Raw genomic sequence first — 12,027 nt, forward strand, 5'->3', positions numbered from 1 at the left:
ACTGTTATAAGTTATACTGTTATTTGTCTGGATATGGATGCGGTTACTTTTTGCAGGTTATAGGTTCTGTTCAAAGTAACGGGTGATTTTCTCGTGCAGATGTACACGGTCGCGGCCTGATACGTTGTGCTTGTGGCACGGGTAAATGAACAGGTCGGGGTAGGTGCGGGCATCTACACAGGCTTTCATGAACGACAGTGTATGCTGTGGCACACAGGTATCGTCGTGGTCGTCATGGATAATCAGCAGGTGGCCTTTCAGTTGTCCCGCAAAGTTCTTTAGGTTACATTCTTTGTAGCCTTCGGGATTGCTTTCGGGAGTGTCCATATAGCGTTCGCCGTACATGATTTCATAGTAACCCCAGTCGATTACAGGGCCGCCGGCAACGCCTACTTTGAATATTTTCGGGTAACGGAGTAATAGGGCGGTGGTCATGTGCCCGCCGAAGCTCCATCCGTGTACGCCGATACGTTCGCTGTCTACGTAGGGCAGGGATTTCAGGTATTCTACACCTTTCACCTGGTCTTTGCCTTCTTCGATGCCGAGATGACGGAAGGTGGCGTTTTCAAATTCCAGTCCGCGGTTGCTGCTGCCACGGTTGTCGATGGTGAACATGATATAGCCTTTGTTGGCCATGTAAGTATCCCATCCGCGCGCGCCGTTCTGCCATCCGCCGGTGACGCATTGTGCGTGAGGGCCGCCGTAGACGTAGACAATGACCGGATATTTCTTGTTAGGGTCGAAGTCTGCCGGTTTCATGAGACGGTAGTGCAGGTCGGTGGTACCGTCGGCTGCCTTGATACTTCCGGTTTCGATGCTTGGCATCTGGTAGCCTTCGTAGGGGCTTTTTGCTGTCAGCAAGTTGACGGTTTCTTTGAAATCCTTGGTATCTACCAGGTTGATGATACGTGGCTGGTCTTTCGTGGAATAACGGTCGATAAGATAAGTACCGGATGCGTTAAGTACGCCGCTGTGCTCACTTTCCTGACACTTGCTGAATGGTTGGTTCATCTTTCCGTTGCCGGTATTTACTGCAAAGTGACCACTCTTCAAACCTTCGATAGCGGTGAAGATAATGTCTTTGCGTCTGGCATTGAAGCCGAGGATGTCTTTTACCAGCCAATTGCCTTTGGTCAACTGTCGTACCTTGTAGAACTGTTGGTATGTTCCGCCTGTTGCAGAGGAATGTACTTCGGGATACGTCTTGGTACGTGTATCAAAGAGGTATAGGTGATTGTAACCATCACGCTGGCTCTGATAGATGAATTTGGTGGCATCCCATGGTAAGAATACGATTGGATTTTGCGGTTCGACGTATTTGGGGTGCGTCTCTTCATAAAGAACTTCTATCAGATTGCCTGTCTCCGCATTGTATTGGCAAAGTTTGGCCTGATTTTGGTCACGGTTCACTTCTATGAGGTAGAGGCTTTTTTCATCCGGCGACCAACTGATATTTGTAAAGTAACGGTCGGTAGGGTCGCCCGTATTCAGGAAAATGCTTTTCCCGGTTACAGGATTATAGATACCTACCTGTACTTTATGACTGGTCATTCCTGCCATCGGATAGCGTACATTATTAACTTTTCCCACACGTGCGGTAATATCTACAAGCGGGTATTGTGTTACCATGCTTTCATCCATGCGGTAGAAGGCCAGCAGATTACCTTTCGGGCTCCAGAAAGTACCTTTATTGATACCAAATTCATTGCGATGCACGGATTGTCCGCAAACGATGCCTTCGGGTTCGTTGGTCACTGCTTGCTCATTGACGTACAGGTTATTGCCTATCGTGTAAGCTACATTACCGCTAGTTGCGCAATAGTCTTCATTATTAGCTTTCTCCCTAAGTTTGAGGGTGCTGATAATGCGGTTGCTCTTAAAGTCATATGTGATAAACTTTCCTGCTATTGTGAATAGCATTTGCGGTTTGTCCGCCCACGGGAAGCGGATAGAGTACAGATGTGACAACTTCCCTGCTTCGTTCTCGGCAAGTACCTTGTTAATCTGTTCGCGGGTGATGACCATCGTCTCTTTTCCCGTTTTAGGCTCAACCGAATAAAGCGTATCGACGCCCGGTTTCATACATTCGTCACCCCACCATTGCAGCCCGTACAGGTTTTCTGCATAAAGGTAGCTTTCGCCGCCCGGAATTAACTCTTCCAGTGTCGGCTTTTTGGTTTCTTGTGCCATAACATTGAATCCGATTGGTAGTGCCATCAACAACAGGATAGCTCTTTTTCCAATTTTACTCATTGCTCTTTTCTTTATTATTTGTTTTTAAATCCTTCTACTTTTACTCTGTCCAAAGGAGTGGTTTTTACCTGAATGGCGGCACTCAATTTGGCAAAGGCGGTGAATAAGTCATCAAATTGTTTCTCGTAGCTTTCTCTGTCCGATGATACGTCTTCTTCCAGATATTCAATCCTTTTCTTTAATTCTTCCAGTTCCTGCTTCGGGGCGTGGGAGAGTAGGTATTGACGCATATGAACGAAGGCTCGCATGATGTTGATGTTGACTTCGATGGCTTTAGGGCTCCGAAGTACTCCGGAAAGCATGGCTACACCTTCTTGAGTGAAGGCGAAAGGTGCATATCTAAACCAGTTAATATCTAAGGTCACATTTTGTGACCTTATGCTGTTTATCAGATAGTTACACTCTTCATTCGTTAGTCTAAACATGAAATCATCAGGAAAACGTTCTATATTTCTTCGTACAGATTGTTTGAGTACTTTTGTTTCGATTTCATACATCTCTGCTAAGTCAAAGTCAAGCATAACCTTTTGACCTCTGATTTCATATATCTTATTTTCTATAATGACTAATTCATTCATTTTTCGTTTAATTTGGTAGCTAGCTTACCATCTACGCCTATTACTTAACATAATTATCATTTGAACTTGAGGTTGCAATTTGTGACCTCATATTGTTTGTCAGATAGTTAACCCTCTTTTGTCTGGTAAAGTGTAATTAACTATTGATGTTCAGCTATTCCTCTTCCTTCTTTGGAATCCTTGGCTCCCGATTTCCTTTAAACTCTCTCGGCGCTCTTGAATCCCTTCCCTCGCGGAAATCTCCCCGTGGCTTTCTGTCTCTGTCGCCACCTTTAAAATCACCACCTTCTCTGCGCGGTTTGAACTCTCCCTCTCTGCGAGGTCTGGATTCACCTTCTCTGCGTGGCTTGAAGTCCCCTTCGCGTCGTGGTTTAAACTCACCTTCACGACGTGGCTTGAACTCTTTTCTTTCTCTGAATCTTGGAGCTTGTTCCCCTTCGGAGTCTTTCTTGTCTTCCTCTTCTCCTTCCTGGCTCTTGAATTCTTTGTACTTTCCGTCAAAAATCTCATATTTGCGGAACTCACACTCCAACGGGCCATTGAATAAAGGCACTTTCTGGCTTGCCTTCAAACCGATTTGGTCGAAACACTCTTCCCGATAAGACAATACCCACGCTTCATTACCGACAAACGCATGCTTCAGACGCTCGCCAATCATTTGATAAAGCCCGAGCAAATCATTCGTAGAAATACGCTCTCCGTAAGGCGGGTTTGTGATGATGATTGACTTCTCCTTCGGCTGTTCGAACTGCTGGAATGGTTGTAACTTCAGCACTATATCTTTCGATACACCCGCAGCCTTTATATTATGTGTAGCAATCTCATTAGCCTTCGGATTATTATCATATCCATAAATCTTATGAGTAAATTCACGCTCCTGACTGTCATCGTTGTAGATTTCATCAAACATATCCGCATCGAAATCCACCCACTTCTCGAAAGCGAATCCTTTGCGGAACACTCCCGGAGCAATATTCTTTGCAATCAGGGCAGCTTCGACAGGAATAGTACCCGAACCACACATAGGGTCAATCAAGTCACAATCTCCACGCCATCCCGTCATCAGAATCATACCGGCAGCCAACACCTCGTTCAACGGAGCTTCTACCGCTTCCTGGCGATAACCGCGGCGGTGCAGTGACTCGCCCGAAGAATCCAAAGACAACGTACAGGTAGTCTGTGCAATATGAATATTCAGCAATACGTCCGGATTATTGATACGGACAGACGGACGTTTTCCGGTTTTCTCGCGGAAATAGTCCACAATCGCATCTTTCACTTTATACGAAACGAACTTCGAATGGCGGAACTCATCGCTGAACACCACTGCGTCGATAGCAAAAGTCTTGTTAACATCGAGATAATCTTCCCATCGAATGGCTTGTATCTGGTTATAAACTTCGTCAGCATCCTTCGCTGTGAAGTTTTTGATAGGTTTCAGGATGCGGATAGCGGTACGAAGGCAGAAATTAGCCTTATACATCATACGTTTGTCTCCGGTGAATGAAACCATCCGGCGTCCTATTTGGATATCGTTGGCTCCTAATGCTGTCAGTTCTTCTGCAAGTATCTCTTCCAGTCCTTGGAAGGTCTTGGCTATCATCTCGAATTGTTCGCTCATATATAGTTATTTGATTTTATTTTTTTGCTTTGGTTTGTACGATTCTCGCTCCTGCGGGCACATTCTCTGTCACCCATATATTGCCGCCCACGGTTGCATCGCGTCCGATAGTGATTCTGCCCAGGATAGTGGCATTGGAATAGACAATCACATTGTCTTCCAGAATCGGGTGGCGGGGGATACCCTTGATAGGCTTTCCGTCGGCATCCAGCGGGAAACTCTTGGCTCCCAAAGTGACACCCTGATACAGTTTGACATTATTGCCGATAATACTTGTAGCACCGATAACGACACCCGTTCCGTGGTCGATAGTGAAGTGGCTGCCGATTTTCGCAGCCGGATGGATGTCTATCCCCGTCTCACTATGTGCCATCTCCGTGATGATACGCGGAATCAGAGGAACACCCAGTTCCAGTAATTCGTGCGCAATGCGGTAATTGCTGATAGCCTTGATAGCCGGATAGCAGAAGATTACTTCACCATAGCTTTCGGCAGCAGGGTCGCCGTTGTAAGCGGCTTCCACGTCGGTTGCCAGTATTCTCCTCATGGCGGGCAGCTTGCTGATAAATTTAGCAGCAAGGCGTGCGGCTTCTTCCCGTTTGGAGTCTGAGCAGACATTGCATTTCCCTTCTATGCTGACGCTGAAACACAACCCGGCGAGGATTTGCTCGGAGAGCAAACCGAATAACTTCTCAATATTTACACCGATGTGATAATTGATTGTCCGGCTGTTGATGGTTGAATTCCCGTAATATCCGGGGAAGAGAATGGAGCGTGAAAGCTCGATAATTTCATACAAGACTTTAGCAGAGGGCAGTGGTTCGCCATCTTTGTGTTGATGAAACAGTCCTTTGTAAGATTCGCTTTCCGATAGCTCATCGACTGCCTGTGTCAAAATGTGGGTGAAGTTCAGTGGACTCATTAGGTCAGTTACTCATATTTATATGGGTGCAAAGGTATTAAAAAAATAATAAAATTCGTTGGGATTCAGGATAAATAATGTATTTTTGTCACATTCAAAACATGACATGAATAAGGGGCAAATGAAACAAAGGGCTACTATGAAACTATTCGGGTGGTTGTGGCTGTTGATGTTATTGGGCTGTGGATATACTGACAAACATCACAGTAAGCCTTTGTGTGAACAGACTTTTGTTGATTCATTGGAAGTTCGCGTGCAGGACTCCCTGTTCTCCAATGTGCTTTATTCCCGCTCACAGATACGTGACGCGCTGGCTCAGGCGCAGGATTCTCAATTTTATTATCGTCTTCTCGCTTTGTACGGAAAAACATTCTTTGTTTCTTCTGATTTCGATTCTATCTTTTATTATCACCGGCAGGTGAAAGCATTCTCCCACAAGGCGGTCAAATGCCCGCGGTGGAACAATGTGCTTTCCGAGATTTATAATATGGAAGGAAATGTCTGGATGCAGTTGAATCGTCCGGATTCTGCCATAATGGACTATAGGCAGGCGTATAGGCATTGTCTGGACGGAGAGAAATTACAGCGTCTTCCGGATATTTGCATCAATATAGCCGATGCTTATCTGCATCGTGGCGACCTGGCGCATACCGCTTTGTATTATCGTCGTGCCCTGTTTCTCTGCGATTCATTGAACTTGTCCGAACATACGAAATTTCCCGTCTACTACGGACTGGGGCAAACCTATATGGAATTACGTGACTTCGACTTGTCAAACCACTATTATGAACTGGCAGGACAGTTCTTCGATGAAATGAATGTAGGAGAGAAATGGACTTATCTCAACAACCGCGGTAATCATTATTATTACAGAAAAGACTATCAGGAAGCCTTGAAGTATATGCGCAGGGCAAATGAACTGGTATCCGCCCACTCCCAGATGGTGTTCGAGCAGAACTTTATCAAAGTGAATTTGGGAGAGTTATATGTATTGACCGACAACCTCGATTCCGCACAAATATGCCTGGATGAAAGCTATCGTTTTTTCTCTAAAATACAGCATAACTCGGCCATATATTACATCGAAACCCAAATGATTGAACTTGCCCTGAAAAAGGGAAACATTGCGCAAGCGCAAGAAATGATTGCCCGCACTGCTCCCGTGGGGCATCTCGATGCAAATATGCTGACCATACGCAACCAGTATCTCCAGCATTATTTTGAACGTACCGGTGGTTACCGTCGCGCCTATGAATATCTGAAACGTAATGGTCATTTGGACGACTCCATCCGTAGCGAACGGGTGCAGATGCGTGTTGCCGAATTGGATATGCGTTATCAGCAGGATACGATTGTGTTGCGAAAAGAGATACAGATTCAGCAACAGGCAGGTGAAATGAAAGCCCTGAGGTTGAGTGTTTATGTTTGGATACTGGTCTGCGTGCTGCTTGTAGCGGGTACGGTAGTCATAATATGGTATATGCGCAAGAAGCGGGAATTCCTTCGTGAGCGCTTTTTCCGGCAGATAAACCGTGTCCGCATGGAGAATCTGCGCAGCCGTATTTCCCCTCATTTTACTTTCAATGTGTTGGGACGTGAGATTAACCAGTTCAATGGGTCTGAAGAAGTGAAACAAAACTTGATGGAACTGGTGAAATATCTCCGCCGGAGTCTCGAACTGACGGAAAAACTGAGCGTGCCTTTACAGGACGAACTGGATTTTGTATGCTCTTACATCGACCTGGAGAAAGGACGTGTCGGAGAGGATTTCACCCCGACAATCACAGTAGAAGACGGATTGGATGCTACCCGTATCATGATTCCTTCCATGATTGTGCAGATTCCCGTAGGAAATGCCATCAAGCATGGGCTGGCAGGAAAAGACGGAGTCAAGGAACTGGTTATATGCGTCTCCCGGCAAGAGAACGGAATCCGCATAACAATTATCGACAACGGGCGCGGATATCTCCCGCAGGTGGCTTCCGCAACACGTGGTACCGGTACAGGATTGAAAGTCCTTTACCAGACTATCCAACTGCTGAATACGAAAAATAAGAGTGACAAGATACGTTTTGATATAACCAACAGAAGCGATGGACAGACCGGAACGCAAGTCTCGGTATATATCCCGTTTCATTTTTCTTATGATTTATGATGGAGACAGACGAAAAGTATAAAGTAGTTATCGTTGATGACGAACGTTCGGCGATTGATGCTTTGCGCCATGAGTTGGAACCCTATCGTGATTTTGAAGTGAAGGGAATTGCAAGCAATGGTACAAAGGGGAAGAAGATGATTATGGAACTGCGCCCGGATTTACTCTTTCTTGATGTAGAACTTCCGGACATACTCGGTCTTAACCTGCTGAGTGAAATAAGGGATGATGTATTGTGGGATATGAAAGTGGTATTCTATACCTCTTATGACAAATATCTGCTGCAAGCCCTGCGCGAATCTGCTTTCGACTTCTTGCTGAAGCCTTTCGAAAGCGAAGATTTAAAAGTGATTATAGACCGTTACCGGAAAGCCATGTCAACCTCTGCGTTGCTTCCGCCGCCTTCCTTCGCGTCTTCTATCAATGCCCTGCTGCCGCAACATGGCATGTTTATGATTAGCACAGTGACCGGATTCAAACTCTTGCGGCTGGAAGAAATCGGCTTCTTCGAATACCTGAAAGAGAAGCGGCAGTGGCAGGTCGTACTGTTCAACCAGTCACGGCTGAACCTGAAGCGGAATACGAAAGCCGAAGATATTATCGGTTATTCACAAGCTTTCATACAGATTAGTCAGTCTGCTATTGTAAATGTAAATTATCTGGCTGTGATTGACGGCAAGTGCTGCCAGCTTTATCCGCCCTTTCATGACAAGAGCGACCTGGTTATCTCCCGGAATTTCTTGAAAGAACTGCAAGAACGCTTTTACGTGCTATAATCTGCCGGGCTTATACATAATCGAAATTATATATCATCGGACTTAATATATAAATGAGCATATATATAAAATGGGGAGACGCCACTTCTTCATCAGGAGCGGCGTCTCTATTTGTTAGAATATTAGAATGAGAGAGAGTTATGTTACATATTTGTATTATCCATCGTAACGGTCATTTCGGGAACCAATACGTAGGTTTGTTTCTTAGCGTTCCATTTGTAATAATTGGTAGTGACAGTCTTGCCTTCATAAATGTAATTGATGCGTAAGTCTTTTTGCCATTCATCCTTGCTGCTGTTCCATTTCATGGATTCACTTTCAATCATACGTTTGTTATCATCGTACTTATAATTGTACTTCATATAATTAGCGAGAGTGTTACCGTCCATTTTGTAAACGGTTTGTCCTACTGTCACGCCATTTTCTTCTACCGGATTATAAACCAGTTGACCATCGTAGCTACGTGCAGAAGTAGCAAGCGACACAACAAGAAGAACAGCTGATAAAACGAACATTTTTAAGGATACTTTTGCTTTCATGGCTATTTAAGTTTTTGAGTTATACTTTCATATTTCTACAACTGCATCAGTTTTACGCTGCAAACTTACATATTAATTTGGTATTTATGCAATTTAAATGCTGAAAGATTGTCAAAATGTCAATAGGTGGTGTGGGGTAATAGTTGCTTTTTGCCAATATTGGTGACAAAAAAATATCCGGCAGTCAATCTGCCGGATATAGAATGAATCACTTCGTTGAAAAAGTGTTCCTTTTACTAGCTTTATGGATACCGGGTTAAATAATGTTATTACATCTTTTACTTTCCGGTTTCCTGATATTTACTTTGTCAGTATGACTTGTGCCGCCTCTTATTAATGTGCTTCAAGCCAATTCTTCCCCCATCCGCAATCAGCTTTCAAAGGCACATGCATACGATATGCCTTCTCCATTTCCTCGATAACGATTTCCTCCACGCGTTCTTTCTCGTTGATGGGAACGCTGAAATTCAATTCGTCATGTACTTGCAGAATCATCTTCGCCTGTATTCCTTCCGCCTGGAAGCGTTGGTAAATACGGGCCATGGCTACCTTGATAATATCCGCCGCACTACCCTGGATAGGAGCGTTAATCGCATTTCGTTCCGCATACCCGCGTACGACGGCATTTCGTGAATTGATGTCCGGCAAGAAACGTTTCCGGTGGAAAATCGTTTCTACATATCCTTTTTCCTGTGCCACCTGAATGCTTTTATCCATATACGCCTTCACGCCCGGATAAGTCTCGAAATACCCGTCAATCAATTCTTTGGCCTCTTTCCGGTCTACATTCATCCGTTCGGCAAGACCGAATACGGATATACCATATATAATACCGAAATTGGCAGTCTTGGCTTTACGGCGCATATCCGAACCTACATCATTCAAATCAATCTTATAGATTTTCGCGGCCGTGGCAGCATGAATGTCGTGATTGCTGAGGAAAGCGTCAATCATATTCTTATCCTCACTGAGATGCGCCATAATGCGCAATTCAATCTGCGAGTAGTCCGCCGAGAAGAAAAGACAACCTTCATCGGGGATGAATGCCTTGCGGATTTCCTTCCCGTTCTCGTCGCGGATAGGGATATTCTGCAAGTTCGGATTGCTCGAACTCAGGCGTCCCGTAGCGGTGACCGTCTGGTTGAAAGACGTATGTACCCGGCCTGTGCGTGGATTGATTAATAAAGGCAGCGCATCGATATACGTTCCCAGTAACTTTTTCAGCCCGCGGTGTTCCAGAATCTTTTCCACCACCGGATGCTTGTGGCGAAGACTTTCAAGCACCTCTTCCGAAGTGACATACTGTCCCGTCTTGGTCTTTTTCGCTTTCTCTACAATCTTTAATTTATCAAACAACACTTCGCCGACTTGCTTGGGAGAAGCAATATTGAAAGTCTCGCCTGCCAACTCGTAAATTTCCTTCTCGATGTTTTCCATCTGTGCCGTGAAATGGGCAGACGATTGTTTCAGCGCTTCCGTGTCCAGCAATACCCCGTTCCGTTCTATATTGACCAATACCGGAACAAGCGGCATCTCTATATCGTAGAATAACCTTTCGGCATCATTCTTCTTCAGTTCCTCTTCCAGTACATTCTTCAACTTCAACGTTACATCCGCATCTTCGCAAGCATAACGATAGACGTCCTTCGGGTCAAGGTCGCGCATGTTCTTTTGATTCTTGCCTTTCGGCCCGATTAGTTCGTCAATATGAATCGTCTGATAATGCAGATATATCTCCGCAAGATAATCCATCCCGTGGCGAAGTTCCGGCTGAAGAACGTAATGGGCAATCATTGTATCGAAAAGCGGGCCTTTCACTTCCGCGCCATAATTTTTGAGAACAATCATGTCGTACTTGATATTCTGTCCCACCTTCAGCGAATTTTCATTTTCAAAGACCGGACGGAACTCATTGACGATTTTTAACGCTTCCTCTTGTCCGGCAGGGACAGGAACATAAAATGCTTCATTTTCGGCAATAGAAAAACTCATTCCGACCAATTCTGCGTCCATCGGTTCCGTTCCCGTTGTCTCCGTGTCTAACGAGAGAATTTTCGATGTAAGTAACTTTTGAATAATTTCCCGCCTTTTCTCTTCTGTATCAATGAGTTGGTAGTTACAATTAAGTGATTCTAGCGTCTCTAGATTTGATTTTTTTGCTTCGTCCGGCTCGTTGCCCGTGAAATTTGCAAATAAATCGCCTTGCACAGCTCCTCCTTCTTCGGGAAAAAGTGGAAGAGGGGCGGGAGTCTCCTTTTTGAGCACGCGGTCGATAAGCGTCCGGAATTCCAGTTCCTCAAAAATACTGCGGAGTGAATTTTCATCTGCGTCTTCGCGGACAAGCTTGTCCATTTCAAGTTGGATGGGTACGTCGATTTTGATAGTTGCCAGGAACTTCGAGAATGTAATCAATTCCCGGTTCGTTTCCACTTTCGTCTTCAGTGCCCCTTTCAGTTGGTCGGTATGCTCCAGCAGATTCTCGATACTTCCGAATTCGGCAATCAATTTCTGTGCGGTCTTTTCCCCTACACCGGGGCAACCGGGAATATTGTCCGAAGAGTCACCCATCAACCCCAGCGTATCAATCACCTGCGCAGGCGACTGGATATCAAACTTGGCTTTCACCTCCTCGATGCCCATCACCTCAAAACCACCCGTATGCTTGGGACGGTACATGAATACCTTGTCGCTCACCAACTGACCGTAGTCTTTGTCAGGCGTCATCATATACGTCGTAATCCCCTGCTTGCCGGCTTCGGTGGCAAGAGTTCCTATCACGTCATCGGCTTCGTAGCCCGACACTTCGAGAATAGGAATACGATAAGCCTTTATAATATCCTTTATAATAGGTACGGACAGGCGGATTGCTTCGGGAGTCTCTTCGCGTTGCGCTTTATATTGTTCGAAAGCCTCGTGGCGGAAGGTAGGCCCTGAAGGGTCGAAAGCTACTCCTATATGCGTCGGATTCTCTTTTTTCAGCACCTCTTCGAGCGTATTGACAAAGCCCAGGATGGCTGAAGTGTTGAATCCTTTGGAGTTGATTCTTGGGTTCTTGATAAAGGCGTAATACGCCCGGTATATCAGTGCATAAGCGTCTAAAAGAAATAATTTATTATCTGAATCCATAGATTTAATTAATTTTTCATGGTAAAAGTACAAAAAAATACCGTATTAAGCGTTTTA

At 45.0% G+C, this 12,027-nt stretch carries 8 protein-coding genes; 2 read left to right on the top strand and 6 right to left on the bottom strand.

Going from position 1 to position 12,027, the window contains the following annotated elements:
- Nucleotides 1–57: 57 nt before the first annotated feature.
- The 4 genes from AB5443_RS16645 to AB5443_RS16660 all read right to left on the bottom strand — a co-directional run bounded on the left by AB5443_RS16645 (nt 58) and on the right by AB5443_RS16660 (nt 5,374).
- A complete protein-coding gene (locus AB5443_RS16645; protein WP_368113728.1) occupies nt 58–2,253 on the bottom strand; it encodes a DPP IV N-terminal domain-containing protein in 2,196 nt (731 codons plus the stop codon).
- A 14-nt stretch (nt 2,254–2,267) separates the two neighbouring features.
- Nucleotides 2,268–2,831 carry an ORF6N domain-containing protein gene (locus AB5443_RS16650; RefSeq protein ID WP_277131823.1) on the bottom strand — a complete coding sequence of 188 codons (564 nt, stop codon included), beginning with the start codon at nt 2,829–2,831 and terminating at the stop codon, nt 2,268–2,270.
- A gap of 154 nt (nt 2,832–2,985) precedes the next feature.
- A complete protein-coding gene (locus AB5443_RS16655) occupies nt 2,986–4,452 on the bottom strand; it encodes a THUMP domain-containing protein (RefSeq protein WP_277131821.1) in 1,467 nt (488 codons plus the stop codon).
- Between the two features lie 16 nt (nt 4,453–4,468).
- A complete protein-coding gene (locus AB5443_RS16660) occupies nt 4,469–5,374 on the bottom strand; it encodes a serine O-acetyltransferase (RefSeq protein ID WP_022138029.1) in 906 nt (301 codons plus the stop codon).
- A gap of 121 nt (nt 5,375–5,495) precedes the next feature.
- Here AB5443_RS16660 and AB5443_RS16665 point away from each other — a divergent pair, with 121 nt between their 5' ends.
- Nucleotides 5,496–7,529 (top strand): histidine kinase, encoded by a 2,034-nt coding sequence (locus AB5443_RS16665; RefSeq protein WP_368113730.1) that lies wholly within the window; start codon nt 5,496–5,498, stop codon nt 7,527–7,529.
- On the top strand, nt 7,526–8,305 hold the full coding sequence (locus tag AB5443_RS16670; protein WP_044657145.1) for a LytTR family DNA-binding domain-containing protein: 780 nt from the start codon (nt 7,526–7,528) through the stop codon (nt 8,303–8,305). Before AB5443_RS16665 ends, AB5443_RS16670 begins: the two co-directional genes overlap by 4 nt.
- A 143-nt stretch (nt 8,306–8,448) precedes the next feature.
- Here the strand turns inward: AB5443_RS16670 and AB5443_RS16675 are convergent, their stop codons facing one another.
- Together AB5443_RS16675 and polA are read right to left on the bottom strand one after the other, a co-directional pair.
- Nucleotides 8,449–8,844, bottom strand: coding sequence for a DUF3836 domain-containing protein (locus tag AB5443_RS16675; protein ID WP_022138032.1), 396 nt, complete (start codon nt 8,842–8,844; stop codon nt 8,449–8,451).
- Nucleotides 8,845–9,177: 333 nt separating this feature from the next.
- Entirely contained in the window at nt 9,178–11,970 is a 2,793-nt protein-coding gene (polA, locus tag AB5443_RS16680; RefSeq protein ID WP_368113732.1) for a DNA polymerase I, read from the bottom strand.
- Nucleotides 11,971–12,027 lie beyond the last annotated feature (57 nt).

Source organism: Bacteroides sp. RTP21281st1_H5_RTP21281_210402 (assembly GCF_040918965.1).
Taxonomy (GTDB): domain Bacteria; phylum Bacteroidota; class Bacteroidia; order Bacteroidales; family Bacteroidaceae; genus Bacteroides; species Bacteroides congonensis.

Coding starts and splice junctions, on each gene's coding strand:
- AB5443_RS16645 (WP_368113728.1), bottom strand. CDS start 2,253: ATGAGTAAAATTGGAAAAAGAGCTATCCTGTTGTTGATGGCACTACCA.
- AB5443_RS16650 (WP_277131823.1), bottom strand. CDS start 2,831: ATGAATGAATTAGTCATTATAGAAAATAAGATATATGAAATCAGAGGT.
- AB5443_RS16655 (WP_277131821.1), bottom strand. CDS start 4,452: ATGAGCGAACAATTCGAGATGATAGCCAAGACCTTCCAAGGACTGGAA.
- AB5443_RS16660 (WP_022138029.1), bottom strand. CDS start 5,374: ATGAGTCCACTGAACTTCACCCACATTTTGACACAGGCAGTCGATGAG.
- AB5443_RS16665 (WP_368113730.1), top strand. CDS start 5,496: ATGAAACAAAGGGCTACTATGAAACTATTCGGGTGGTTGTGGCTGTTG.
- AB5443_RS16670 (WP_044657145.1), top strand. CDS start 7,526: ATGATGGAGACAGACGAAAAGTATAAAGTAGTTATCGTTGATGACGAA.
- AB5443_RS16675 (WP_022138032.1), bottom strand. CDS start 8,844: ATGAAAGCAAAAGTATCCTTAAAAATGTTCGTTTTATCAGCTGTTCTT.
- polA (WP_368113732.1), bottom strand. CDS start 11,970: ATGGATTCAGATAATAAATTATTTCTTTTAGACGCTTATGCACTGATA.